Origin of the sequence: Nitratireductor sp. OM-1 (genome assembly GCF_003296175.1) — a bacterium.
GTDB classification, from domain to species: domain Bacteria; phylum Pseudomonadota; class Alphaproteobacteria; order Rhizobiales; family Rhizobiaceae; genus Nitratireductor; species Nitratireductor aquimarinus.
Genome location: NZ_CP029208.1, coordinates 1,799,883 through 1,826,037 on the forward strand (window position 1 = coordinate 1,799,883; position 26,155 = coordinate 1,826,037).

Here is a 26,155-nt window from a genome sequence, read left to right on the forward strand (position 1 = left end):
AACCGTCGATGAACGACGCCGCCAAAAGTCACATGAGTCAAAGTCGCAGCCATGGATAACCCAATCGCAACACTGGACCGGCCGGGACACCGGGGCGCGCAGATGCGCTACATCGCTCTGGCAAGCCTGACAGGCATCCTGACGGGCGCGGTCGGCTCCGTGTTCCACCTGATGATCGACAGGCTGCAGACCTGGCCTCATCTGCTTTCGGCATATGTGGACGGCGCGTCGCTCGTGGTCGCGGCTGCGCTCATCACCATGTGCATCACGCTGCTGGCGGTTTATGTCGTGCGCCGCTATGCGCCCGAGGCGGGCGGCAGTGGCGTGCAGGAAATCGAGGGGGCGATGCAGGGCCTGCGGGTCGTGCGCTGGCGTCGGGTTCTGCCGGTCAAGTTCTTCGCCGGCATTGCTGCGGTCGGCTCTGGACTGGTGCTGGGCCGCGAGGGGCCGACGATCCATATCGGCGCATCGTTCTCGGCGGCCATAACGGACTTCTTCAAGGTCAGCGAGATCGAGCGGCGGGGCATGCTGGGCGCAGGTGCCGCGGCAGGTCTTGCATGCGCGTTCGACGCGCCTCTCGCGGCTGTTCTCTTCATCGTGGAAGAGACGCGCCGGCAGTTTCCCTACACGTTCCGCACCTATATGGGCGTGATCGTCGCGGCCTTCCTGGCCACCGTCATGACGCAGATCATCGGCGGCACCGCGCCGGACCTGTCCATGCTGGTCGATAGCCCGGCGGTCTGGATGCTGCCTGCCTTCGTTTTGCTCGGCTGTCTGCTTGGCGTCCTGGGCGTCACGCTCAATGCGGGCCTGTTATGGACCAGCACGTTTGCCGCGCGCGTCAATGCCCGCGCATCCTATCTCTTTCCCGCAATCGTGGGGCTGGCCATTGGCGCGCTGTTCATCGTGATGCCGATGGCCGTGACCGGCGGCGACAGTGTCATCAAGTCGCTGGCGGCAGACGGAGCAGGTCTGAAAATCCTGCTGATGCTGGCGGTGCTGCGTTTCGTGACCATGGTCACCAGCTATTCGGCGGGCACGCCGGGCGGCATCTTCGCTCCCATGCTGGCGCTTTCCATGTGTGTCGGTCTCGCCTTTGGTGAGGTCATGACATTCGCCGTGCCGCATGACGCGATGGTTCCGCTGGCCTTCGGCATCGCCGCCATGGGCGGGCTGTTCTCCGCCTCCGTGCGGGCGCCTGTCGTCGGCGTGGCGCTGACGCTGGAACTGACCGGCTCTTACACGATGGTGATGCCGCTGATCGCCACCTGCGTGACGGCCAATATGGTGGCGCAGTGGATTGGCGGGCGGCCGATCTATGATCTGCTCCTCGAAAAGACACTCATGCAGGCCGGCATCGACCCGAGAAAGAAGGGGGAAGACAGCACCGGTCTGGCGTGATGGTTAATTGATTTTCTGAGAAATGAACCCGCATCGGAAATTCCGGAAAAGTCAGAAAAATTCCCAATTTCTCTGCTGATTTTCTGATTTTTACGCGCGTTTTGAGCCGTTTTTCTGAATTCTCGGAATGGGTGAAAATCTGATCGAAACGCGCCGTGAAACGAATTCAGAAAGTATGATGTTTTTCTATTGACGTCATACTTTCTGTTGGTAGCTTGCAGGCTGGCATGAAATTGATTTGAGGGGCATTTGTAGATGAATCGCAGTTTCGCGGGCTGGGCCGGTCTTTTATTCTTTTCAACAAGCTCCCTGATTGCCGGCGCTCCGGCATTCGCCAAGAATGATCTTGTTCTGGCAATCGGCGGCGAGCCGGACACGGGCTACGACCCGCTTCTTGGCTGGGGCCGTTATGGCCATCCGCTGTTCCAGTCGACCCTCTTGCGCCGCGATGCGGATCTGAACACGGTCCCTGATCTGGCGACCGAATGGAAACTGTCCGACGACCGGCTGGTCTGGACCGTGACCCTGCGTCCGGGCGTGGTCTTTTCCGATGGCACGCCGCTCACGGCGGAAGACGTCGCGTTCACGTTCAACGAGGCTGCTTCGGCTGGCGGCGCACTTGACCTGACGGTGATGGAAAAGGCCGAGGCGGTTGACGATCTGACCGTCAGGATCGAACTGAAGCGCCCCTGGGTGACGTTCTCGGAAAACTTCTATTCGCTGGGCATCGTCCCGTCAGACAGTTACGGGCAGGGCTATGCCCGCAACCCGGTCGGGTCCGGTCCCTACAGGCTGGTTTCGTGGACCGAGGGCGAACAGCTCATCGTTGAAGCCAATCCCGATTATTACGGCCCGAAATCACAGTTCGAGCGGCTTACATTCGTCTTCACCGGAGAGGATGCAGGGCTTGCCGCAGCGCGCGCTGGTCAGGTGGACATGGTGTCTGTTCCCGCCCTGATGGCCGATGACATGATCGACGGCTTCAAGCGCCTCCAGGTGATGTCCGTTGACAATCGCGGACTGACCTTCCCGATGCAGGAGCCGGGTGAGGTGAATGCACAGGGAGAGGCCGTGGGCAATGCGGTGACCTCCGATCCCGCCATTCGCCGGGCGATCAATCTCGGTGTGGATCGTGAGCAGCTTGTCGAGGTGGTGCTGAATGGTTTCGGCAGGCCCGCAGCCGGACCGGCCGATGGCATGCCGTGGTCGAACGCCGATGCCGCCGTGACATACGCTCCCGACGAAGCGCGGGCGATGCTGGATGCGGCCGGCTGGCCGGTGGGCGATGACGGCTTTCGCGCGAAGGATGGCGTGAAGGCGGGTTTCAAGATCTATTACCCGGCATCCGATGCGGTGCGTCAGGCGCTGACCGTTGTGGTGGCCGAGCAGCTCAAGGCGCTCGGAATCAACGCGCAGCCCACCGGCGCGTCCTGGGAGCAGATCGAACGGTTCGCCCATCAGGAACCGGTGATGCTGGGATGGGGCAGCCACAGCCCGCTGGAAGTCTACAGCCTCTACAATTCCGACTGGGGCGGCGTGGGTTTCTACAATCCGGGCTATTTCTCCGACACGGTCGTGGACGCGCATCTGGCCGCCGCCCAGCAGGCGGCGACGCTGGAGGCCTCCTATCCCCACTGGCAGGCGGCGGAGTGGGATGGCGAGACCGGGTTTTCGGCGCGCGGCCTTGCCGGCTGGGCGTGGCTCGTCAATCTGGACCACATCTATTTCACGAATGAGTGCCTCGATATCGGCAAGACGCAGATTGAGCCACACGGGCATGGCTGGCCGATCACATCCATGATCGATCAGTGGGCCTGGACGTGTGACTAGGCCTTTAGCGCAATCTCTCGCTGTCGGGCTGGCCTACAGGCTGGGGCGGCTCGCCGTCGTGCTGCTGCTGGTCGCGGCAGTGGCGTTTTCGCTGGCGAAAATCTCTCCCATCGATCCGGTCAACGCTTATCTCGGCGATGACATTGCGCGGGTCGGGCCGGAACAGAAGGCGCTGATTGCGGAGCGGTGGGGCCTGAACGAGGCCCCGCTGACGCAGTTCGTTCGATGGGCGCAGAACATTCTCCAGGGCGATCTCGGCTATTCGATGATCTACAACGCCCCGGTTTCGGAGGTGATCGCCAGCCGCTTCTGGACCTCGCTTCCGCTCGTCGGGCTGGCGTGGCTTCTGTCCGGCATTCTGGGTTTTGCGCTGGGTGTCGTGGCCGGCGCGAATTCCGGGTCGTGGATCGACCGGGTGATCCGTGTCTATGCCTATGTTCTTTCCTGCGCGCCGACCTTCTGGATCGCGATCCTTCTGCTGCTCGCCTTTGCTGTCTTTCTTGGATGGGCGCCGGTGTGTTGCGCGGGGCCAATCGGTGTCGTGCCGGAGGACGTCACCTTCTCAGACCGGCTGCGCCACCTCGCCCTGCCGCTGGCGGCGCTGACCGTTTTCGGCGTTTCGCAGGTGGCGCTGCACACGCGCGCCAAGATGATCGAGATCCTCAACCTCGATGCCGCGCTCTATGCCCGCGCACAGGGCGCGACGAAGCTGGACATCGTTCTGAGGCACGGGCTGCGCAATGCCGCGCTTCCCGCCGTGACCATTCTGTTTGCCTCTCTGGGAGAGTTGTTTGGCGGCTCCATTCTGGCGGAGCAGGTCTTCTCCTATCCGGGGCTCGGGCAGGCGACGGTTGCCGCCGGCATCAAGGGAGACGTGCCGCTGCTTCTGGCGATCACGCTTTGCCTGACGCTGTTCGTCTCCGTGGGCAACATGATTGCGGACATGCTGTACCGCCTCGTCGACCCGCGCATTCGCGATGGCGACCTTTTGACGGGAGGCGATCATGGCTGAGCTCGGTGAGCGGCAGAGCCTTGAACCGCTGATTCTTCCGCGCATGGACAACCGTGTTCGCTCATTCGCCGCCGCTGCGGTGTGCCTGTTTTTGATCCTGTTGATCCCGGTGGCAGCGCTCATGGCTGGAAGTGCGGGCGTCGCGCCGGACTTCACGGCACGCCTTGTCCCGCCGGACTGGGCCCACTGGTTCGGTACGGACCAGATGGGGCGCGATATGTTTGCGCGCACCGCCAAGGCGCTGACAACCAGCCTCTGGGTCGGCCTGTTCGCATCGGCCTGTTCCGTCCTCATCGCAGTCGTGATGGTTCTGGTTTCAGCTGCGTCCGGCCGCTGGATGGATGCGCTGGTGTCGCTTGCAATCGACGCCACGATCGGTCTTCCGCATCTGGTGCTGCTGATCCTGATCTGCTTTGCGCTGGGCGGCGGGCCTTTCGCGGTGACGCTCGCCCTGGCGCTGACGCACTGGCCGCGTCTGGCGCGCATCCTGCGTGCGGAGGTCATGCAGATAAAGCAGGCGGACTACATCATTTCGGCCCGCCATTTCGGAAAGTCGTGGGCGGCCATCGCAGTGGGCCATGTTCTGCCGCAGCTGGTGCCGCAGATGCTGGTGGGGTTCGTCCTGATGGTTCCCCATGCGATCCTGCATGAGGCAAGCCTGACCTTTCTCGGCTTCGGCCTTGAGCCGACTTCGCCGGCCATCGGCGTGATGCTGGCCGATTCCATGCGCTATCTGACTGCCGGAAAATGGTGGCTTGGCCTGTTTCCGGGGCTGTGCCTGCTCCTGTTCGTTCTGTGCTTCGATGCGGTGGGCAACGGGTTGCGGCTGATCTTCGACCCGAGAACGGCGCAGACATGACGCTTCTTTCCTTCAGCGGCTTCGGCCTGTCGTTTCGGCGCTATCATGGGCTTCTCGCCTCCTGCGAGACGCCGGTTCTCAACGACATTGCCTTCACCATCGGGCGCGGGGAGGTGGTGGCGCTTGTCGGTGCGTCCGGTAGTGGCAAAAGCCTGATCGCACATGCGGCCTTCGGCATTCTGCCGCCCAATGCCCGCATGCTTGGGAGCATTCGTCTGGACGGCCAGCCGGTGGACGAGCGCACTCTCCCCGCATTGCGTGGCCGGCGCATGGCGCTCGTGCCGCAATCCATCAGCCATCTGGAGCCGCTGGCGCGGTGCGCGAAGCAGTTGCGCTGGGCGGCGCGGCGGGCAGGGCGGCCCACTGACAGGGAGACGCTTGCGCGCCATCTTGAGGCTTTCGGGCTGGATGGAGGTGCGGCAAAAGCCTTTCCTCACCAGCTTTCCGGCGGCATGGCGCGCCGCATGATGATGGCCATTGCGACAGTTGGTGACGCGGATCTGCTCATCGCCGATGAGCCGACCAGCGGGCTGGATGACGGGAACGCCGAAATCGTGCTGTCGAAACTGCGGGGGCTGGCGGATCAGGAGAAGGGCGTGCTTCTGATAACGCATTCGCTGGCTGCCGCGCTGCCCTATGCCGACCGGGTGTGCCTCATCCGCAATGGAAGGATGGAGGGCGAGGAGGCGGCCTGCGCGTTTGATGGCGCGGGAGAGGGCTTGCGCAGCGCATACGCCCGCGCCCTGTGGCAGGCCCTGCCGCAGAACGGCTTTCAGGTGGCGCAACATGCTTGAAGCAAGGGATGTCTGTTTCTCCTATGGCGCGGCAGGGCGCGTGCTCGATCATGTGAGCCTTGCGGTCCGCCCCGGCGAGGTGGTCGGCCTCACGGGCAGGTCCGGGGTCGGCAAATCGACACTGGGGCGCATTCTTTCAGGTCACTACCGGCCGTTGTCCGGGCGGGTCACCATCGACGGTGAGCCGCATGCGCGCGGGTTCAATCCGGTTCAGTATCTTTCTCAGTCGCCAGCCTTCTCGGTTGATCCGCGCTGGACTGTCGGCAGGGTCATCAGCGAGGCTTGGCGTCCTGACGAAGCCATGCTGCGCGCCTTCGGCGTCTCAGAGGCGTGGTATGACCGCTATCCGCATGAAATCTCCGGCGGGGAGCTGCAGCGGGTCGCCGTGCTGCGCGCGCTTGCGCCTGGCACGCGCTATCTCGTTGCCGATGAGATATCCGCACCGCTCGATCCCCTCACGCAGGCGCAGATCTGGATGGCCCTGCTAGCGCATGCGCAGAAAAACGGGCTTGGGATGCTTGTTATCAGCCATGACATGCCCTTGCTTCGCCGCATCGCAGACCGCATTCTCGACCTGTGATTTTCTTCCGCCCGTCAGCCTTTTCCGGCATGGCGGCTTTACCGTGAATGAGGGCGAGCAATGCGACGCATAACCGTTACGCTGGATGACGACCTGATGGATGAGCTCGATCAGGTCGTGCGTGAGCGCGGTTATCAGAATCGATCGGAGGCGATTCGCGACCTGACGCGGCAGGGCATGCAGCAGACCCTTTTGAAAACGGGGTCGCAGAAAAGCTGCATCGGCGTTCTGAGCTATGTCTATGACCATGAGGCGCGGGATCTGGCGAAGCGGCTGACCAACGCGTTTCATCATGCCCACGAACTCTCGGTCGCGAGCATGCATGTGCATCTCGACCATGACCGATGCCTTGAAATCAGCATCCTCAAGGGGCTGCCGGACGATGTTAAGCGGCTTGCAGAGCATGTGATTGCCGAACGGCATGTCATGCATGGAAAGCTCAGCCTCATTCCGAATTCATCAGAAGACTGAGGTGTTTCAGAGCTGACGGACGGCTTCTTCGCGAGAAGTGTGCGTTGACTTGAGATGATTGGAGGCGCTGAAGGGGAGTGGTGCCCAGACGCGGATTCGCTTTATCACCATAGCACATTGAAATTAAACGGGAAATTACAATTCGCTATGATCCCGTTACCGTGGTCGTTACCGTGGTTTGGAAATTTTGTCCATCCCCTTGATAGCATGGACAACTGAATCTCCGATGTGGAGTTTTCTTTGACGAACCGAACATTCGACTTTGATTGTCGTGGATTTTGCTTCGTCGACGCTCTCGATCGCATCCGACGGAATGGAGGACATAAGGGCTTCTACAGGGTAAGCCTTAGCCACTGCCACTACGGTGTGCTTCGCATGGGATTTGGAACCCAGCGGGTTTCCTTTGCCACCCTCAATGTTGATGAAGGGTACTTCGATCTTGATCGGTCTACCGCCGAGGGTTGCAATGGGGGCAACATCGGTCTGGTCATCATTAGGAATGAGCGGCATTGCCGCCAGACAGTAAAATGAAGCCGGCAATGATGTTTGCAGCTCCGTTCGCATCGATGCTCCTCCAGCAGCGCTAGCTCTCCGAAATCAGGGGATTGATGCAGAGGGAAAGCCATTCTGTCAACGGCGGAGGGGCGTCAATCCCTCGCGGGGCCAGCCGGTGAACTGCCCCGGGTGAACTGGTTCACACCCATTGCGGAAGATTGCACATCCGAAACGGAGCCACGCGAAGTACCAAAGGAGCTTCGCAACCAGTTCATCGCCGAGAAGCTGGTCGAGGGCGTTTCGCCATCAGCCATTTCGCAGGCGCTGCAAATCAAGCGTTCGGCAGTCGAGAGGGTAAGCCACAAGCTTTCACAGGAGACGCTGGAGGTTCACAGAGCCAAAGCCGGATAAACAATCCCTATTGGCTCAATGCAGGGCGCGGTCTGTCGGCTGCGCCCTTTTCTATGTCAAAATCAGCAGACAGTTTTAGCGTTCATACCGCTGAATGCACCCGGCACGATCCTACTGTGTTTAGAGTCAGAATGAGTAGGACAATGCAGCCGGATATGCTTTCCAAACCCGCGCCCCAGTCGAACGTCACACCCGTCTGGCTCTTGGCCTTCTCCCTCTTGGCGAGAGGCTTCCCGATGTAAGTGAGGGCGCTCAAATCATCGTTCACCATGGCCTCTCTTAACGAAGTCGAGGATGCAACTCGGGGCTGCTCTAATCCCCGCAAACTGGAGCGCTTTTGGTTAGAGTTTTCCGCTTAGGGTTCTCTGGCTGGGATGGAGCGAAGAGCGATGACGGCATCGAAGTTACCGGACGCGCAGAAGGCGTTCATTCTGAAGCAGGGCGATGACGGCGTGCCCGTGGCAGAGATCTGCCGAAAGGCCGGAATCAGCCAGGCGACGTATTTCAACTGAAAGAAAAAGTATGCTGGACTGTTGCCAGACGAGATGCGCCGACTGAAGGCCCTTGAGGACGAGAACAGTCGGCTGAAGAAGATCAGTCGCTGACCTGACGCTCGATCGCGAGATGCTGGTGGACTGGGGGATGTCGATCAGACGGGCCTGCAAGGCACTGAAGTTCGACACCTCTACTTACCACTACAAGTCCCGTCGCACCGGCCAGGCTGCGCTGCGCGAAGCGAACGGCCCTTTGCTGACATTCACCCACTGATAACGTGCTGCGATGCAGTCCGCCAAAGCAGCCATTCATTGCGATCGCAAACTCCATTGCGGTGAGGCGTCGGCAATGCGGACCTAGCTGCCGTTCGGTATCATAGCGGTAAGTGCCTGCCTTGGACGGGGGAAGGAGACTGGCAGCTTCCAGTGAAATATCATCGATAGCAGCCCGGACGTGCAGTCGCATGAGCCGAGTTTTTTGTACTGGTCAGCGAAGACGATGCCACAGGTATCCGCACGCTTAGGAAGCAGAACTTGTTGCTGGCAAAGAGGCGAGGACGCGTTCGAACTTCTCAGTGAAGTTGGACACCAGCGGAGCAGCAATCCACTTCTGCCACGCGATGTGAGCAAGTGAGCCCGAGGCCTGCAGACGTTCGGAGAACAGCGGTCGCACCGATGCCGCTGGCAACAAGTATGCGGCATGAAGCACGCAGTCGGATGTCCAACGCACTGCCATAACGTAGTCGGCCTCGAGCTTGTTTGGTCTGAGAGACACCCGCGGGAACGGCCCATCTGTGCCAAGCACTCTCGATTTGACTTCGATCTTGCCGATCGGCGCGACGACGTCGTGGCCAGCGGTGTTGCGACTGGTGATTTTGCCACCTGTAGCCAATGCCGTCAGGAGTTCGGAGAGTTTATCGAGGCTTATCGCCTGATGGCGCTTGAAACATTCGCTGTCGCGAAGAATGGATTGCATCTCAAGAGCATCGCGATGCAGCTCGTCGGTCGTAAAAGTCATGAATAACTCTATGAAGGAAACAAGTCAGTCACCCGGGCGAACGGCTGCCGATGCTCTGAGTGGCGGCGCACCTTGCGACGGATGACCTCACCCACGTCAATCTGTCGATTGAGCGCATGGTATATATCGGTGCCGTCCATCATAATAAGGCGCTTGGCCGTAAAGGCGTCAAAGCTCTGATCGGAATATCCACCATAACTGACGTAGAGACCTCGGGTCCAGTCCGGCCGCTCCTGCAGCTTGCCTTGGAAGGCATGCAGCATGGCACCGTTGGTTGGCTTCGTGTGCCACTTCGCCTCAATTATATACGTGGTGCTGTCATGGTGGAAACTACCGTCGATCTGCTCGCTCTTCGTCGCGAACGATGCATTGGGGTCGAGCCCCCAAACGTCGAACCATTTCTTCAAGAAGCGCTCGAACGACAAGCCACGCCGATGCGGCTGCTCATCCATGGCCATGAGCGCCAAGAACTCCTGTTCGAGAGCGGCTAGAACCCCACCGCTCGGCTTAGCTGCGGCAGGTGCCGATGGTGATACTGCCGCTTTGGCCTGCGCGCTGCCGATACGCGTGCCGCCCAAGCGCTCGATCAAAGCGTTGAGCCGATCCAAGGCTTGCGGCACGGTATCCGCCTGACCGGGATACTCTTTTGCCAGGTAACCTACCCGCCATTCCCACAGGCCGGGTAGAGCCTTCAGAATCGCTGCGCGCTGCCCTTTCTGCATGAAAGTGCGAAGCCGCTTGCCCTTACTGTTGCCGTTGTCGGAATAGACGTCGTCATAAATCTCGATGCCAACGTCATCTCGGAAAAAGTCCGCATAGGTCGCGTTGGTGAAGTCCATCACATATCCATCACCAAACAGATCGGCGATAAGCTTGAGATCCACGGACTTGATTGAGTCGACCATCGAATCGCCTTGTCTATCCTTGAGCCGCTGATTTTGACCCGCATATGGACCGCTATGCAACTCCGACTAAGCAGGTCCCCAACCTGCTCGCTACCGCGATATTGACCGGCGGCGGGCACGACGAATGGCAGTTATGGGAATGTGACGAGCGGGTCTTTGATGACCGAAATGGGGTCGAAAGCGGATAGGAGGAGTGTAGCAGCCGACTGTCCGATTGGGCTCTCAACCGGACATGCGGTGGATAGCGGATTAGCGCCTAGTTGACGCCAACCTTCGCCGCTCACGGCCCAAAGCCGCCATCTGGAAGCAACTTCAGGCGCCCCGGTTGCACCCTAAATTCCAGACATTCAGAGCAGAAACCAAATCGGAGGCTAGGGCTGAGACTCAATCATAGCCAGAATGCGACGAGTGTTGCGAGGGCGACAGCGGACAGGAAGTTCCTGGCGAGTTTGTCGTAGCGAGTTGCGACGCGTCGGAAGTCCTTCAGGCGGCAGAAGGCGTTTTCGATGAGATGGCGGCTCTTGTAGCGTCTGGTGTCATACCGGATGGCGCGCTTGCGGTTTGACCGGCCCGGTATGACCGGGACAATGTGAGATTGGCGCAGGTGCTTTCGCAGGCTGTTTGCATCATATCCCTTGTCGGCCAGCAGATACCTTGCTCCCTTCAGTCCGGCCAGCAGATGGGGCGCTACCGGGCTGTCTGCCGCATTGCCTCCGGTCAGCATGAACGCAAATGGGCGACCGATCACGTCGGTAAGGGCATGGATTTTCGTGGTCTGCCCGCCCCGCGAGGGCCCGATAGCCTGATTTTTCGCCCCCCTTTACCGCCGTGCGCCGAGCGGTGCGCCTTGACGTAGGTGCTATCGATGGACGTGCTCTTCGTCACCGCCCCGGATGTCGCAAGCGCCTCGACCAGATCGATCCAGAAGCGTTTTCGTGACCATCTGTTGAAGCGGTTGTAGATCGTGGTCGAAGGCCCGTAGTCTTTCGGGCAATCGCACCACCGGTAACCCACCTTGAGAACATGGATGATGCCGGAGATTACCCTGCGATCATCGACCCTGCGGGCTCCGCCCTTGTTCGCCGGAACAAGCGGTTCAATCACCGCCCATTGTTCATCCGACAGCCAAAACAGATGTCCCATCCAAGCCTCCAAATCACTGATTTGGCAAACTGAATCTGATTTGCTGCGTCAAATCAATGCTATCAACGGGTTTTGACCCTAACCTATTGTTCCACCTCCGCGTTGACTGCAATATACTACTCAGAGACTGCGGAGGAGTTTGGCAGTTTGATTAATAATGACGTGCTGGATTGTGCTCGCCAAGACCTTCTGGATCGAGTTAGAGCTCTGGATCGCGTACTGCTCGCAGATGTAATCCGGAGAGATTTCTCATTCGAGCAGATTAGAGCTGGGGTCAACGCTGCGCAGATCCGCGATTGGATCACACCACTGCTCGGCGGGGACATCAATTGTGCAGCCATTTATCGGCTCACCGTGAATAACCAAGATGGCGCAGACAGCCTGAGGCTAGCCTTTGAAGATTACGTGCCTCCAGGCGGTGTCAAGCTGACTCGAAACAACAGAGTGCTTGGAAGCAGAACCGTCTATGTTGGTAGTTCAAGAAAAATCAGGCAGAGGCTTCCTCAGCATTTGAACGACTGTTCGGCAGGAACGTATGCGCTGAAGATGCACCTGTGGTGTCCCAATGCAGAAAATAGACTAAACGTGGAAGTCACTGTCGTCCGTGGCGAAGTAGACCAAGCCCTTGTTCAGGACCTTGAGGATGCTCTTTGGGCGAGATCGCGACCGATGTTTGGTAAGATTGGCGCACGCTAGAGAACGGCCCATACCAGTCATTCACCTGCTGATATGCCGCTACGCTGTGGCCCACCGAAGCAGCCATTCGTTGCATCTGCAAAGACGGCTGGCCACCAGACGGCGGCAATGTGGGACTTTTCGGTAATTCAGCTATCGGCTAAATGAACACCATCAACAGTTAGTAACAGGCCCAGTTTTGGCTATTCTCATTTCGTTCGCAGGCTTGCCGGGAACTGGTAAAAGCACAATTTCACGCGCTGTCGGTCGCGACGGGGGCCGTATATCTAAGGATTGACGAGATCGACGCCGCGATCTGGGCGATTGATCCTGACCGAGACATAGGCCCGGAAAGCTGCCATATTGCAGCAGCCCTTGCGGCCTCGAAACTTGATCTAGGGCATACGACAATCATTGATTGCGTAAACCCTTGGGAGATCACACGCGAGATATTCACGGCTGCCGCAAAGCGGTCCAAGGCTAGATTTCTTGGCGTTGAAGCCATTTGCTCTGACACGGTGATGCATCGGGCGAGGGTCGAAGGGCGCGAGATGGACGTGCCCGGCCTCGAAAAGCCTGATTGGCAAAAGGTGCTGTCCCGCGACTACACGCCATGGGCTGCGGCAGATGTAAAGCTCGACATGGCAGGGCTTTCTGTCCCGGACGCTGTGGCAGAAATCGAGCGGCATCTCTAAGGCCGCTTTGGGCCCCAATCTGACATGCGGCAGTGTAGCGGACTAGCGCCTTTATGAAAACCAACCTTCGCCGCTCACGGCCCATGGCGGACCTTCCCAACCAGTGCGGTGAACAGCTGAGTTTTATAAACCCTCAACCTGAATTCCATTCTCCGCCAGCCAATCTTTTCTCCAACGCCAGTCTGGCAAATGCTGCTCCACCTTGACCCAGAAATTTGCGGAATGATCTGGGTGATAAGCATGTGCCAATTCATGCACCACAACGTACTGGGCGATGCGTGGTGGCAAGAGTATAGCTTTCCAGTGAAACGAAACGCGACCGTCTGAACCGAAAGACCCCCATCTGAAGCCAAGGTCTTGAACTTTGACCTCTTGCACGGTTACACCCATCCGCTTGGCAAGCTCGGTGACCTGCTTTTCGAACCATTGCTGGGCTCTTCGCGTGTACCATGAGACAAAGATGTCACGTCCCCGGTGGATAGAACTGCGTCGCAGGCAGAGCCGGCCATTCTTTAGACTGAGATCTACAAGCTGGTTATCGACAAGACGCAGCCGATAACTCCGGCCAAGGTACAAGAAGCCTTCACCCTCAACGAATTCCTTCCTTGGAGCACGTTGTTGCAGCCTTGCTTTCTCTTCGACTTTGGTGTGGACCCAGACCAACTTCTCCTCAACGAAGCTGACCAGTTGATCCACGGGCACGGTCGAAGGAGCCACGATCGACAGGTCTCCGGAACGTTCCACTGTGATCTGAATGGTCTTGCGGCGATCACTACGATGAACATCGAAGGCAAGACCATCAATCTCCAATCGATGCTCGCTCGCTCGAGCGGGCTTTCCTCCAGTTCGGATTGGCGTCATGGGCAGCTTGGACATCAGGCCGCTCGCAGTTTGCCATCATTGGCTTTTGCCTGCTGCATCAGCTGATCAGCGAGGGCTTCCGCATCGTCGACACCGAACCCTTGGATCTGCGCGTCGAAAATGATTTCGAAGATCTCCGATCTGAGGCTTTCCTGATCCGCCATCTTGAAGCTACTCCACAATGAGCGGTTTGCGCTGATTTCCTCAATGATCCTATCCACCACACGGCGTGTCACTTCGTGCAAAGCTCGAAGCTGGTCGGCCGAGGTGGTTTGATCTGCAGAACTCGCCGCCAGGACGGTGCGGAGGAAGGGCAGATAAAGCTCGGGAATGTCCAGTGTGGTTTCATCACCATCGCTGGCTTCAGCACGAAGTTCGTCGATGATGGCTTGCAGATGCTCGATGATTTTGTCCCACTGCTCGCCAAAACCTTTCAGGATATCGTTTAGCCGTTCGGACATTTTCCTGAAACGGACCGGGTCCGTTTCGAGGTTCTTGCGTATGTGAGATCGGATCGCGTGTTCCATTTCCGAGGCCTTGGCTCGGTTACCTGCGGCTTGCCCGACTTGATTTTCGAATTCCGCATCCGTCAATTGCACGGGCGGAATTTTCGGGTCAATGCCGAGGGAAATGACGTGATCGTCGATCCGCTTTCGCACTTTGGCACCGATATCCGCTCCTATGACTGGCATGTCGCGATATCGATTGCGGGCGCGTGCTTGCAAGTATGCAAGCCTCTTGGCGTCTCGAACAAAGGGCAAACCCTCAGGGCGAGGCAGGATGAGCTCAAGTGATTTCAGGAAATCCTTGAGCTTGACGGTAAACTCCGCTCTGGCCTTCTCTGTCGAAAGCACCTGAAGACAGTCCTCATCATTCGAAAGGTCATCTAGGCCGGCGCGTCGGAAGATGTCTGCAACACGAATATGCCGATGTGTTGCGGCTCGCCCAAAGTGTCTTCATTGCGCAAGTCAGGGTTGTTGAGGCCATGGAGCAACATGTTCATCTTGGCGATCGACCAAACAGTACCCGCGAATTCCTGGCCGAAGAGGTTGGCCTTGCTCCCGTCCTGACCATTCTCATCGATGTACTCCTTGGCCGCGATGAGCATACCACCCGACCCGCAGCAGGGGTCATAGATGTCATGTTCGAGGGTTGGCTTCAAAAGGCGAACCATCATACGGACGACTGAACGGGGGGTATAAAACTCTCCCCCCTTCTTGCCGGCGGAATCCGCGAATTCCCCAATGAGGTATTCATATGCGGCCCCCAGAAGATCGGGAAACTCGAAATCCTCATTGCAAAGGCGAATTTCGCCGAAGTGGTTGATCAACTGCCGGAGCTTCTGATCACTGATCTTGCTTTGGCCGACCTTTCGGGTGAAATCGATGTGGTCGAGAACTCCTGCGAGCGCACTGTTCTCGGATTCAATACCGCCAAGCGCCTTGTTGAGTTTGTCGCCGATGTTTTCATGAGCTTCATCAATGAGATATCTAAAGCGAGATTGAGCGGGCACCCAGAATGCGCCTGTCTTTCCGTACCAAACCTTATTCTCGGCATCATATGTTGCTTGCTCTTCAGATGCGCCTTGCTCCATGCGCTTCTTGATAACGTCGTTTCGCGCCTGATCGAACACGTCAGAGCATCTTTTCAGGAACAGCATCCCGAAGATGTATTCCTTGAATTCCGACGCATCCATTTTTCCGCGAAGAATGTCGGCTGCGCCGAATATGCAGATGAAATCGTCGTTCATTGCAGCCGCAGAAAACGACGCGAGAGCGGCCATTCATTCATCGAACCGGGATCACGAGTAAGTCACGGGTCAAAGCCGTCGCCTTTGCCTGCGGCTTCGAGGGGCATGATGGAAGACTGATGCCAACCGAAGCCAGCGTTCGAGAACGGATTTCATAAGTCGATCACACAAATTCGATCATCAGAATCCTGTTTTCGACTGATTGCCTGCTGCGGTCCGCATCTGCAGGAATGCCTCAACCAAGATATCAGCTAGCGAAGGAGGAGACGTAATGTGGAGGGTCGGAATCGACGTGGGCGGCACGTTCACAGACCTGTTTGCCTGGGAAGAAAACACCGGCAAGCAAGTTACCGCCAAGGTTCTTACGACGAAACAGGATCGGTCAATTGCGGTTCTTGAATCCATCAAAGAGGCCGGGATCGAGATTTCGGATATCTCGTATCTGATGCATGGCACGACGACGGCAACGAATGCACTGATTGAACGCAGCTACCCGGACGCAGCCCTCATTACCACCGAGGGATTCCGCGATACAATCGAGATCGGGCGTCAGCACCGCCAGAATCTCTATGATCCCTACCAGACCAAGCCGAAGCCGGTCATCAAGCGCCGCTACCGCTATACAGTGCCCGAGCGCACCAATGTTCACGGACAGACCGAACGCCCGCTGGATGTGGGCGCGGCACGCGATGTGGCGCGCAAGATCCGGGATGCCGGCATCCAATCGGTCGCCATTGGTTTCATCAACTCTTACGCCAGCGGCGCGCATGAAGAGCAGATGCGCGACATGCTGCGCCAGGAATGTCCCGACGTGCATATCGTCCTATCGTCGGAAACGCGCCCGATCTTCCGGGAGCACGGCCGCTTTGTGACGACCGCTGTGCGTGCCGCCTGTATGCCTGTCATGGTCAAATACATGGACGACCTAGAAAAGCGCCTCGGCGCCAGCGGGTTCACCGGTAAGCTATTGATCCTGAAAAGCAGCGGCGGTGTCATGTCGGCCGAAGCGGCGCGCCATCACCCAGAAGACATGCTGGAATCCGGCCCGGCCGGCGGTGTGGCCTATGGTAGCTATCTGACCCAGCAAAGCGGCTTCGACCGCATCCTGCACACCGATGTCGGCGGCACCAGCTTTGACGTGTCCATCGTGGAAGACGGCAAGGGCCTGATTACCCGCGATCACGAATTGGAATGGGAGGTCCCGATCGTGGTGCCGATGCTGGACATTCACAGCGTCGGTTCGGGGGGCGGTTCGATCGGCTGGGTCGATGCCGGCGGCAGCCTTCGTGTCGGCCCGAAGAGCGCCGGTTCCGAGCCAGGTCCAGTCTGCTATGGCCGGGGCGGCACGCAGCCGACGATCACCGACGCCAACCTGATCCTCGGCCGGCTTGACCCCACCTTGAACGGCAAGCTGGATCTAGACCTCGAAGGTGCCGAGGCCGCCATGCAGAAGCTGGCCGACCAGATCGGCCTGCCGATGCTGGAGACGGCCGAAGGCATGATCCACATCGGTTGCGAATACATGGCGCAAGCCGTCAAGAAGGTGCTGATTGCCCGCGGCCGCGACCCGCGTGACTTCGTCTATGCCAGCTTTGGCGGTGCCGGTGCGCTGGCGGCCTGTTTCGTGGCCCGTTCGATGAACATTCCGAAGGTCATCGTGCCGCCCCATGCCGGCGTGGCCTCAGCCTTTGGCGCCACGGTCATGGATCTGCGGCAAGACATTGAACAGTTCTACTACTCGCCGGTGAAAGAGGCTGATTTGGACCGCGTGAATGCGATCCTGGACGATCTCGAGGCGCGAGCGAAAAGGGAACTGGTTGCGCAGGGCTTTACCTACGAGGCCGAAATCCAGATCAGCCGCAGCGCGCAGATGCGCTATGTCGGGCAGTCCTACGAGGTGGATACACCTCTGCCGAATGGCCGGCTGACCGCCGAGCATTTGCCGGGCATAGAGGACGCGTTCCACGGCGTTCACCTCCAGGAATTCGGCGTCAGCTCGGACGATTTCGCGCCCGCCTTCGTATCCTTCAGTGTGACCGCAATCGGCGGGATGGATGATCCGCCCCCGGTCGAGCCGCACTATTCGACCGATGACAGCGTCGCCCTGAAAGGCCGTCGCACAGTCTATTTCGACGGCGAATGGCATGACTGCGAGGTCTATGACGGCGAGGCCCTGACCACGCATCACCACATCAGCGGACCAGTGATCGTCGAATACGACCACGCCTGCACCGTGCTGCCGCCGCGAACGCTTGCCCATGTGAACGCGATGGGCGCGCTTATTATCGACATCGAAATCTGAGGAGGGGAGGCCATGGATCACAACAAGACCGAAACCGACATCGACCCGATCACCTTCGAGGTGATGCGCAGCATTTTCGAATTCGCCTCTGACCGGATGGCGACGGTGATGCAGAGGTCGTCGTTCTCGCCGATCCTCGCGGACATGCTGGATTTTTCGAACGCCATCTATGACGCGGATCTGCAACTGCTCAGCCAGGCGGCGAACTGCCCAGTCCACCTTGCCGCGATGAAGTTTTCGGCCGAGGAAGCCGTCAAGGGCATCGGCGCCGCGAACATCCACGAGGGCGACGTGCTGGTGCTTAACGACCCTTATCGGGGCGGGACGCATATCAACGACATCACCTTTACCAAGCCGATCTATTTCAGGAAGGAACTGATCGGCTATGCGGTCAGCCGCGGGCACTGGATGGATCTGGGCGGCGGCGGCGCCGGTGGCCAGGCCTTCAGCACCCATATCGCCGCCGAGGGTCTGCGCCTTCCGCCACTGAAGATCTTCAGCGAGGGTAAGCTGAACGAGGATCTGATGGCGATTATCCTCAATAACACCCGCACGCCGCATTTCATCAAAGGCGACACGCAGGCGCATCTGGGCGCGCTTTTGGCCGCGGAACAGGAAATGCAGCGTGCCTGCGAGCGGTACGGCGCTGATACGGTTCGCGCCGCGATGAAGAGAATCCAAGCCTACACTGAAAAGATGGTGCGCGAGAGCATTCGCAGCATTCCCGACGGTGTGTATGAGGCCGAGGATTACGCGGATACCGACGGGATCACGCATGAGAAGGTGCGGGTCAAGGTCGCGCTGACGGTCAAGGAAGATCAGATTACGGTGGACTTCGCCGGGACCGATCCGATGTGCCAGGGTGCGATCAACTCGCCCAAGGCAAACACGATGTCGGCGGCGCTGTATTCGTTGCAGTTTTTCTTGGCCCCCGAGGCTCCGCAGAACCAGGGCCTGTTCAACCCGATCGAGGTGATCTTGCCCGAGGGCTGTTGGCTGAACGCCACTTGGCCCGCGCCCACCATCGGTTGTACCACGTTGACGGCAGCCAAGATCACCTCGGCGATCTGGCAGGCGCTGGCCAAGGCGATCCCGGAACGTGTGACCGGCTCGACCTGCGCCGATGCCAACTGGTTCGTGGCAAGTTACGTGGACAAAGACGGCAAGACCGACGTGTTTTCGGACCTGCCGGCGGGCGGCTGGGGCGGAACTCCATATTCGGACGGCATGAACGTGACCATGGATCCCTTGGGGAACTGCATGAACATGGCGGCCGAGACGGCCGAGCTGTTCTTCCCCATCGCCTATGAGGCGTTCGAGCTGCGCAAGGATTCGGCCGGTGCTGGCAAGTATCGTGGCGGGCTGGGCTCGGTCTTCAAGGTGCGCTTCTTCGGTGGGGGCGAGCTTGGCATGGAAACCTCGCGCACGCTGTCGGGCAGTCCGGGCGCAGCCTGCGGGCTGTCCAGCGCCGTGCAGCGGTCCAGCCACATCCGTGCGGACGGCAGGATCGAGGTGATCGGCGGCATCGACGATGACGGCAATTGGCACAACCCGCTGCTGGCTTCGCACAAGTTCGGCGCAAACGAGACCTTCATGTTTGAAAGCACCGGCGGTGGCGGTTGGGGCAACCCCAAGGCCCGCTCAGTCGAAGAGGTGGTTGAGGACGTGCTGGACGAATACATCAGCATCGACGCGGCGCGCGACATCTATGGCGTCGTGATCGACCCGGCGACGATGACCGTCGACCAGGTGGCGACCAGTAGCTTGCGCGGCTGACCCGCACAACCATGCAACAGGAACAGGGCGGCCTGCCGCCTTGTTCCGGCCGCCCGCACCATCGGACCGCGCCGACCCGACGAGGATTGCCCTATGAAATTTCGCGCCTCCCCGCCCCTGAAGCCAAGCCACTGGCAGACCTCGGTGCCAGCCGCGACCTCCTGCCACGCGCTCCAAGGCAACCATCATGCCGATGTCGCCATCGTCGGCGGCGGATTTGTCGGGCTGTGGACGGCCCTGACCATCCGCGAACTTGAACCCGATTGCCGCGTCGCCATCATCGAACAGCATCTTTGCGGCAGCGGCGCCTCGGGACGTAATGGCGGCTTTGCGATGTCATGGTGGCCCAAGATCGGCACGCTGCGCGCGCTGTGCGGCGATCATGAGGCGCGGTTTCTGGGCCAGCAGTCTGAAAAGGCTATCCTTGATCTGGGCGAATTCTGCGCTCGTCATGGCATCGACGCGCATTTCACGCAAAAGGGCTGGCTCTGGACGGCGACCAGTCCGGCGCATATCGACACGTGGGATGGCACGCTGGCTGCATGTGCGGCGCTTGGCGCAGAGCCTTTCCAGCGCCTTTCGGGGGAGGAGGTGCGCCGCCGCACCGGTTCGCCCACCCATCTGGCCGGCGTGTTCGAGGCCTCGAATGCCACCGTCCAGCCCTACGCCCTGGTGCAGGGGATACGCCGCGTGGCGCTGGATACCGGCGTAACCATTTTTGAGAACAGTCACATCCATCGGATCGAACCCGGTGCGCCCGTGCGCCTGATCACCGATGGCGGCACGCTGGACGCGGACCGGGTCGTGCTGGCCACCAACGTTTGGTCGGCGTCGATCCCCGAACTGGCGCGGCTTATCGTGCCGGTGAACAGTTCCATCGTGATCACGCAACCTCTGGGCGACAGGTTGGAGAAAATCGGCTGGACTGGCGGGGAATCGATCACCGATTCGCAACTGATGGTCGATTATTACCGGACAACCCGCGATGGCCGGATCGCCTTCGGCAAGGGCACGGGCGCCATGAGTTTTGGCGATGCCATCGGCAAGGTGTTCAGCGAAGATGCCGCCACTGCCGCCCAGACCCGCGACGATCTGTTCGTGACATTCCCGATGCTGAGCCGGACTTGTCTGGACAGTGCCTGGTCCGGCCCGATCGACCGGACCTTCGACAGTGTGCCGGTCTTTGGCCATCTGCGCGGCCAGCCGAACATTTGCTATGGCATCGGATGGAGCGGCAATGGCGTCGGCCCCAGCCGTCTGGGCGGATACATCCTGGCCAGCATGGCCCTGCGCCGTGACGATGAATGGTCGCGCAGTTCGCTGATTGGGCGCAGGGCAAAGACCTTTCCGCCCGAACCGTTCCGTTATGTCGGGGGCAGCATAGTGCGCAACGCCGTGCGGCGAACGGAAATCGCCGAGATGCAGGGCCGCAGGCCAAGGTCGCTGGACAATCTGCTGGCCGGACTGGCGCCAGCGGGTCTTGAGGATAAGAACTGAAGGAAAATGACCATGAGTCCAATCCTGATCCGCACGACGGATGCCGATTTCACCACCCCCGCCGCCGTCGGTGCGCCGACCGGCCCGCAGATCGCGGTGACCCGGATCGCGGGCAACACCGCGACGCCTTCAGGCAATGCCGGGATATGGGAGTGTTCGCCCGGTCGGTTCCGGCGTCAGGTGCCGCAGGCTGAATACAGCTATTTCATCGCGGGCAGCGGTAGTTTCACCCCCGATAACGGTGAGATAGTCAATTTCCGAGCCGGAGACTCGATCTGGTTCGCACCTGACACGCAAGGCGAATGGGACATCCGGGAAACCGTCCGCAAGGCCTATTTTATTATCGGCTGATATCCGGTCTGCCTTATTGCCGGACTGGCGGTAGACTGCGTTCAGGGTCAGCTACAGGCATAAGGTTCCAATCATGTCGCTTCGCATCGTGGATATCGTCAACATGCCGGAACTGCGCACACGTTTTATCGGTGGCGATACCGGCCAGGAAGGGCAGGTGCAATGGGCGCATGTCTGCGAGTTGGCGGACCCGACCGAATGGCTGGGCAAGGGCGACCTGCTTATGACGACCGGCATGGGCGTGCCGAAAAGCCGGGCCGGTCAGGCCGCCTATATCCAGCGGCTATCCGATGCGGGCCTTGCGGGCATGATGATCGGTGAAAACATGCAGGGTCCCAAGGATATGACCGCGCTGCAGGCAAGCGCCGACCGTCTGGGTTTTCCCGTGCTGCTGACTGAATATGGCGTCCCCTTCGCCAGCGTGACCCGAGCGGTCGCCGACGCCTGGCGGTCGCGCGAAAACGACCGTCGTGCAGCATTTGCGCGCCTGCACGTCAGTGCCCGCATGGCGATCGAGGGCCATGATCTGGCTGTGCTCCTCGACCGGTTGGCGCAGGATGTTCAGGCCGAGTTGATGCTTTGGGACGGTCAAGCGGCGGCGCTGTGGCTGCCGCGGGCTGTTGAACTGTCTGCAGGCCTGCGCCAGATACTGAACAGACCCCTTGAGCGAGGGACGGCGCAGGCCGCCATCCGCCGCTTTCCTCTGAACGAGGGCGAAGTGCTGGCGATCTCGATTCCATCTCGGCAGGATTACGTCCTTCTGGCAAGGCGGTCGGACAGCGACTTACTCGACTACAGCCTGATGAGCCATCTGGCTTCGGTTTTGGGGATCGCGCTAGAACATCGCCATGTCGAACACGAGCGGAGTTTTCGCCAGAACGCTGAATTGCTCAAGGAGATTGTGGGCCAAAAGGTTAAGGCCGGAACACTGACCCGGCGTCTGAACGCCTGCGGCCTGTCGCTGGACGCGGCGATCTTGGGCGTCGCACGCGCCGACCCGCTGCCGCTGACGGAATGGGCACGGCGGTTCGAGCGGCTGGAAACGTCCCTTCTGCTGTTGTCACGCGGGCAGGAGGTTCTGGTCCTGCTCTCGTCCAAGGATGCGGAGGCTGTGCAGGCCATCCTTGGCGTGCCGCTGGGGCTCAGCGATTCTCTACACAGCGCGGACCGCATGATCGAGGCCCTGCGCGAGGCGCGCTTGGCGGCTGCCCACGGCACGCCCGAGCGACCGGTCGTCCATCATGCGCAGATCGCGGACCGCTTGCCCTGGCTGCCCCAGTCTATCGAAGAGGCATGGGATACCTTTCGTCGTATTCTGGGGGCGGTCGCAGCCCATGATGAGCAATCGAACGCCCGCCTGCTGCATACTTTGCGTGTATTTCTGGAACATAACCGTTCCTGGCAAGCGGCAGCGAACGCTCTGAATATCCACAAGACCAGCCTGACCTATCGCATCCGCCGGGTCGAGGAACTGACCGGCCGCTCGCTCAGTAGCACGGCGGACGTGGCCGCGCTGTGGCTGGCACTGCAGGCGGCCGACATCCTCGGGCTGCCCGGCCCCTCCGATGGCGAGGGCTACGGGCCGGGCAACTGATCGCAGCATGATAAGGATTGAACCGATGGATCGCCCCTTGCTTCTTCGCCAGAAAGCCTATGTCGATGGCCAATGGGTCGATGCACCCGATGGCCGGACGGACCTGATACGCAACCCGGCGACAGACGAGGTGTTAGGCTCGGTCCCCGTGTTGGGCGCCGATGAAACACGCGACGCGATTGTCGCTGCGGAGCGCGCCTTGCCTGCGTGGCGCGCGCTGACGGCAAAGGATCGCGCGGCGCTGCTGCGGCGCTGGTTCGAACTGGTTCTGGCACATCAGGAAGACCTGGCGTTGCTGATGGTGGCTGAGCAGGGCAAACCACTGACAGAAGCGCGGGGCGAAATCCAGTATGCCGCATCCTTCATCGAATGGTTCGCTGAAGAGGCCAAGCGAACTTATGGCGACATCATCCCTTCGCCACAGGCCGACAAGCGCATTCTGGTGCTGAAGCAACCCGTCGGCGTCACGGCGGCGATCACGCCTTGGAATTTTCCGTCGGCCATGGTGACGCGCAAGGCGGCGCCGGCATTGGCCGCAGGCTGCACGATGGTTCTGAAACCCGCCCCGCAGACGCCGTTCTCGGCGCTGGCGCTGGCGGAACTGGCGCATCAGGCGGGAATTCCTGCAGGCGTTTTCAACGTGGTGACAGGTGATGCGACCGCTATCGGCGGCGAATTAACAGGCAACCCGATTGTGCGCAAACTGTCCTTCACAGGCTCGACCGGCGTCGGCCGGGTGCTGATGGCGCAATGTGCGTATGACGTGAAAAAGCTGTCGCTGGAACTGGGCGGCAACGCGCCGTTCATCGTCTTTGACGATGCCGATGTAGATGCTGCAGTGACCGGGGCGATCGTCTCAAAATACCGGAACAACGGGCAAACTTGCGTCTGCGCCAATCGCATCTATGTGCAGGACGGTATTTACGATGCCTTCGCCGAACGGCTGGCCGAGGCCGTCAAGAGATTCCGCGTCGGAAACGGCTTGGAGGAAGACGTCACTATGGGCCCACTGATCGACGCCGCGGCACTGACCAAGATACGGTCGCATATAGACGATGCCGTGTCGCGCGGTGCGTCGGTTCTGACCGGGGGACAGCCGCACGCGCTTGGCGGCAATTTCTTTGAGCCGAGCATCCTGACCGACGTACCGCATGATGCCATCGTTGCGCGCGAGGAGACTTTCGGCCCGCTCGCCCCGTTGTTCCGGTTCCGCGATGAAGCTGAGGTCGTGTCCTCCGCCAACGATACGGAATTTGGGCTGGCAGCCTATTTCTACACGCGCGATCTGGCCCGTATTTTCCGCGTTTCCGAAGCCCTAGAATACGGCATGGTCGGAATCAATTCCGGCGCCATTTCGAACGAAGTGGCACCGTTCGGGGGCGTCAAGGCGTCAGGCCTGGGGCGGGAAGGGTCCAAATACGGGATCGAGGATTATCTGGAGATCAAATATCTCAACCTTGGGGGCTTGGGATAAGCCTTATTTTCTGGTTGCTGCGTGAGAATATGAAGACCATTCTCCACACAAGCTACGCTCGTGTTAGCGTCCCAGGCTTTCTGCCCACATTGTCCAGAAGTGGGATTGCCTTGGCTGCGTTCAAAAGGTTGAAGGCAGGCGCGTTTCCCTCCACAAGGCGGGATGCCCGCAACGGGCTGTGTGGGCCTGTCGCTACGTATTGCTTGAGCGGCCAGTCTGCGGACAGCCGGACCTAAGCGGACAACTGGCACGAATGGGGCGGTAGTGCTTGTTGCGCGTGCATTCCAAGCAGATACGACGAATGACCGGTAAGGGTTCGGAATTACCACTCAGCCATGCGTTTCTCAGGCCGCAGTCATCGCTGGGGAACCAGACGTCACTGCAAGCGCGCCGAGCGCTTGAGCAATTTGAGGGCTCCGCGTACGGCGCGTTTGCCCAAGACGGCGAACCAGACTACCCAAACCCAACCTGCAGACCCTACATTACGCTGAGGGACCAGCTTGGGGCAGGTACTGATCATCAGCTTCGTCACGGCTTGGCGTTGGTTGCCTTGACTGGAGAACAGGTCGAGCTGATAGGTAGTGGGTGGACGCGGCATAGATATCTACCCGATTCGCTTCGTGAGAGCCCAATGCTGCGCTGATCTTCTGCGAATCCGAGACGGCTGCGTGTCCCGGAGAAGTGCCGCTAAGGTGCCAAGCGTGGCAAGATCGAGATGGGAGACCGTCATCGTACGCCAGCTTGTGCTGGTGACCCGATCGAACATCCACGCCGGAACCTCCAGCCATTGATCCGATGCCCGGCCGGAGAGGCTGCAGCGGAATACTGCCGCGCCAGACTTCTCCATCATTCCATGAGTATAAACCTTCCGCCCGCTCCAGGGATGCCATGGATAATGAAGCTCCCGCCGATCATCGGTCCCGTGGGCGTTCCGCCGTTGAGTTGTACATCACCGAGCGGGCGCACACATCGCTCGGATACAAACCGCCGGCACCAGAGGCCATTATCTGGCCTGCGCCACCACGCGGATCGGTTCCATCATCTGCCCAAGCACTCACCAAAACCCCAATTATACATTAAGACTGAAATCGGACCACCTCACAGGGGCAGGCCAGCGGATAGAGCCTGGATCTTAGAGACCTAGTGGCCGAACCTTCCAAACCTGCCGATAAGCCCGCGCCATGGGGAACCGTGACGCGTGCTTTCTTTATGATGTCACTTGCCTTGTCGCTCTAGCACTTCCTGAAAGAGTGACGCCGGAATCTTCGCCTCTACAGAACCGCGTGTCCCGATTAGCTTGAACTCAAACCCCGTCTTCGCGAAACGGCGAAAGTCACTTTCGGGAATCCGAATTGCGCCTTTTTCCAGATTGAGGCAACCTCCAGCCCCCCCACACATGACGGCATCTTCACGGGCGACAACGTATTTATACTTCTTTCCGAATGACCAAACCTGACGGAAGAAGTGCCAATCGTAACTGGTATAGTCAATTTGGACGCCATAGCCATTCCGGTCGGAATACCCGGCCGTGACATCCATGTTGCTCAATAGGCCCGGCTTAACATTTACAGACCTAGAATGAACTATCGTTTTCCCCGTGTGTTTATCATAGACTGTGCCACCGGTCATTTGACAAGCTGTTAAGGTGAGCACCGCCACTAGCGGAAAAATTAGCTTTTTCATCACCCGGACTCCTTAATACTATCGTCGATCTTGGAGCACGAAAGCCCGGACTCCGTCAACGCGGGTTTTCGTGTTTCCATTCGC

Annotated in this window: 24 protein-coding genes and 2 pseudogenes; 18 read left to right on the forward strand and 8 right to left on the reverse strand. The window is 59.6% G+C overall.

What is annotated here, in order from left to right:
* The first annotated feature begins 51 nt into the window (after positions 1-51).
* The 7 genes from clcA (at position 52) to nikR (ending at position 6,947) form a co-directional block, all read left to right on the forward strand.
* A complete protein-coding gene (clcA, locus tag DEJ54_RS08485; RefSeq protein ID WP_113154177.1) occupies positions 52-1,401 on the forward strand; it encodes a H(+)/Cl(-) exchange transporter ClcA in 1,350 nt (449 codons plus the stop codon).
* Positions 1,402-1,656: 255 nt separating this feature from the next.
* A complete protein-coding gene (locus DEJ54_RS08490) occupies positions 1,657-3,231 on the forward strand; it encodes an ABC transporter substrate-binding protein (protein ID WP_113154178.1) in 1,575 nt (524 codons plus the stop codon).
* Complete coding sequence (locus tag DEJ54_RS08495; protein ID WP_222473798.1) at positions 3,224-4,243, forward strand: ABC transporter permease; 1,020 nt, start codon at positions 3,224-3,226, stop codon at positions 4,241-4,243. Before DEJ54_RS08490 ends, DEJ54_RS08495 begins: the two co-directional genes overlap by 8 nt.
* A complete protein-coding gene (locus tag DEJ54_RS08500) occupies positions 4,236-5,102 on the forward strand; it encodes an ABC transporter permease (protein ID WP_113154179.1) in 867 nt (288 codons plus the stop codon). The genes DEJ54_RS08495 and DEJ54_RS08500 overlap by 8 nt, the downstream gene beginning before the upstream one ends.
* Positions 5,099-5,896: an ATP-binding cassette domain-containing protein gene (locus DEJ54_RS08505; protein ID WP_113154180.1), complete on the forward strand. Its 798-nt coding sequence runs from the start codon at positions 5,099-5,101 to the stop codon at positions 5,894-5,896. The genes DEJ54_RS08500 and DEJ54_RS08505 overlap by 4 nt, the downstream gene beginning before the upstream one ends.
* The gene (locus DEJ54_RS08510) at positions 5,889-6,476 is read left to right on the forward strand and encodes an ABC transporter ATP-binding protein (RefSeq protein ID WP_113154181.1); all 588 of its coding nucleotides are present in this window, start codon (positions 5,889-5,891) and stop codon (positions 6,474-6,476) included. The genes DEJ54_RS08505 and DEJ54_RS08510 overlap by 8 nt, the downstream gene beginning before the upstream one ends.
* A 60-nt stretch (positions 6,477-6,536) precedes the next feature.
* The gene (nikR, locus tag DEJ54_RS08515) at positions 6,537-6,947 is read left to right on the forward strand and encodes a nickel-responsive transcriptional regulator NikR (protein ID WP_113154182.1); all 411 of its coding nucleotides are present in this window, start codon (positions 6,537-6,539) and stop codon (positions 6,945-6,947) included.
* A 168-nt stretch (positions 6,948-7,115) separates the two neighbouring features.
* On the opposite strand, the gene DEJ54_RS08520 is transcribed toward nikR, so the two are convergent.
* Entirely contained in the window at positions 7,116-7,511 is a 396-nt protein-coding gene (locus DEJ54_RS08520) for a hypothetical protein (protein ID WP_113154183.1), read from the reverse strand.
* Between the two features lie 120 nt (positions 7,512-7,631).
* On the opposite strand from DEJ54_RS08520, the gene DEJ54_RS08525 reads away from it, so the two are divergent.
* Both DEJ54_RS08525 and DEJ54_RS08535 read left to right on the forward strand, forming a co-directional pair.
* Complete coding sequence (locus DEJ54_RS08525; protein ID WP_113154184.1) at positions 7,632-7,853, forward strand: hypothetical protein; 222 nt, start codon at positions 7,632-7,634, stop codon at positions 7,851-7,853.
* 389 nt (positions 7,854-8,242) lie between these two features.
* Positions 8,243-8,582 (forward strand): annotated as a pseudogene (locus tag DEJ54_RS08535) (transposase); the annotation flags it as partial.
* Between the two features lie 285 nt (positions 8,583-8,867).
* On the opposite strand, the gene DEJ54_RS08540 reads toward DEJ54_RS08535, so the two are convergent.
* The 3 genes from DEJ54_RS08540 to DEJ54_RS08550 form a co-directional block, all read right to left on the reverse strand.
* Positions 8,868-9,365, reverse strand: coding sequence for a hypothetical protein (locus tag DEJ54_RS08540; protein WP_113154186.1), 498 nt, complete (start codon positions 9,363-9,365; stop codon positions 8,868-8,870).
* Positions 9,366-9,373: 8 nt separating this feature from the next.
* Positions 9,374-10,270: a restriction endonuclease gene (locus DEJ54_RS23470; protein WP_113154187.1), complete on the reverse strand. Its 897-nt coding sequence runs from the start codon at positions 10,268-10,270 to the stop codon at positions 9,374-9,376.
* 388 nt (positions 10,271-10,658) lie between these two features.
* Positions 10,659-11,413, reverse strand: a protein-coding gene (locus DEJ54_RS08550) for an IS5 family transposase (RefSeq protein ID WP_371685967.1) whose coding sequence is annotated in 2 segments (ribosomal slippage) — positions 10,659-11,078 and positions 11,081-11,413 — 753 coding nt in all. Because the reading frame shifts where the segments join, the coding sequence is not laid out codon by codon here.
* 147 nt (positions 11,414-11,560) lie between these two features.
* On the opposite strand from DEJ54_RS08550, the gene DEJ54_RS08555 reads away from it, so the two are divergent.
* The gene (locus DEJ54_RS08555; protein WP_113154189.1) at positions 11,561-12,109 is read left to right on the forward strand and encodes a hypothetical protein; all 549 of its coding nucleotides are present in this window, start codon (positions 11,561-11,563) and stop codon (positions 12,107-12,109) included.
* 500 nt (positions 12,110-12,609) lie between these two features.
* The gene (locus DEJ54_RS23345; RefSeq protein WP_204360867.1) at positions 12,610-12,783 is read left to right on the forward strand and encodes a hypothetical protein; all 174 of its coding nucleotides are present in this window, start codon (positions 12,610-12,612) and stop codon (positions 12,781-12,783) included.
* Between the two features lie 123 nt (positions 12,784-12,906).
* Here DEJ54_RS23345 and DEJ54_RS08565 read toward each other — a convergent pair whose 3' ends face one another.
* From DEJ54_RS08565 to DEJ54_RS08575, 3 genes are read right to left on the reverse strand one after another with little or no spacing between them, the layout of a single operon-like run.
* Complete coding sequence (locus tag DEJ54_RS08565) at positions 12,907-13,659, reverse strand: M48 family metallopeptidase (protein ID WP_113154190.1); 753 nt, start codon at positions 13,657-13,659, stop codon at positions 12,907-12,909.
* The gene (locus DEJ54_RS08570; protein ID WP_204360868.1) at positions 13,659-14,498 is read right to left on the reverse strand and encodes a type I restriction enzyme endonuclease domain-containing protein; all 840 of its coding nucleotides are present in this window, start codon (positions 14,496-14,498) and stop codon (positions 13,659-13,661) included. Before DEJ54_RS08570 ends, DEJ54_RS08565 begins: the two co-directional genes overlap by 1 nt.
* Before the next feature lie 32 nt (positions 14,499-14,530).
* Positions 14,531-15,427, reverse strand: coding sequence for a class I SAM-dependent DNA methyltransferase (locus tag DEJ54_RS08575; RefSeq protein WP_204360869.1), 897 nt, complete (start codon positions 15,425-15,427; stop codon positions 14,531-14,533).
* A 238-nt stretch (positions 15,428-15,665) separates the two neighbouring features.
* On the opposite strand from DEJ54_RS08575, the gene DEJ54_RS08580 reads away from it, so the two are divergent.
* The 7 genes and pseudogenes from DEJ54_RS08580 to DEJ54_RS23475 form a co-directional block, all read left to right on the forward strand.
* Entirely contained in the window at positions 15,666-17,696 is a 2,031-nt protein-coding gene (locus DEJ54_RS08580) for a hydantoinase/oxoprolinase family protein (protein ID WP_113154192.1), read from the forward strand.
* Between the two features lie 12 nt (positions 17,697-17,708).
* Positions 17,709-19,472 carry a hydantoinase B/oxoprolinase family protein gene (locus DEJ54_RS08585; RefSeq protein ID WP_113154193.1) on the forward strand — a complete coding sequence of 588 codons (1,764 nt, stop codon included), beginning with the start codon at positions 17,709-17,711 and terminating at the stop codon, positions 19,470-19,472.
* 93 nt (positions 19,473-19,565) lie between these two features.
* Positions 19,566-20,969, forward strand: coding sequence for an FAD-binding oxidoreductase (locus tag DEJ54_RS08590; RefSeq protein WP_113154194.1), 1,404 nt, complete (start codon positions 19,566-19,568; stop codon positions 20,967-20,969).
* Between the two features lie 12 nt (positions 20,970-20,981).
* Positions 20,982-21,320 carry a cupin domain-containing protein gene (locus DEJ54_RS08595; protein ID WP_113154195.1) on the forward strand — a complete coding sequence of 113 codons (339 nt, stop codon included), beginning with the start codon at positions 20,982-20,984 and terminating at the stop codon, positions 21,318-21,320.
* Positions 21,321-21,393: 73 nt separating this feature from the next.
* The gene (locus DEJ54_RS08600; protein WP_113154196.1) at positions 21,394-22,914 is read left to right on the forward strand and encodes a PucR family transcriptional regulator; all 1,521 of its coding nucleotides are present in this window, start codon (positions 21,394-21,396) and stop codon (positions 22,912-22,914) included.
* 25 nt (positions 22,915-22,939) lie between these two features.
* Complete coding sequence (gabD, locus tag DEJ54_RS08605) at positions 22,940-24,388, forward strand: NADP-dependent succinate-semialdehyde dehydrogenase (protein WP_113154197.1); 1,449 nt, start codon at positions 22,940-22,942, stop codon at positions 24,386-24,388.
* 945 nt (positions 24,389-25,333) lie between these two features.
* Positions 25,334-25,468: pseudogene (locus tag DEJ54_RS23475) on the forward strand (IS3 family transposase); the annotation flags it as partial.
* A 135-nt stretch (positions 25,469-25,603) separates the two neighbouring features.
* On the opposite strand, the gene DEJ54_RS08615 reads toward DEJ54_RS23475, so the two are convergent.
* A complete protein-coding gene (locus tag DEJ54_RS08615) occupies positions 25,604-26,071 on the reverse strand; it encodes a membrane lipoprotein lipid attachment site-containing protein (protein WP_162742242.1) in 468 nt (155 codons plus the stop codon).
* Positions 26,072-26,155 lie beyond the last annotated feature (84 nt).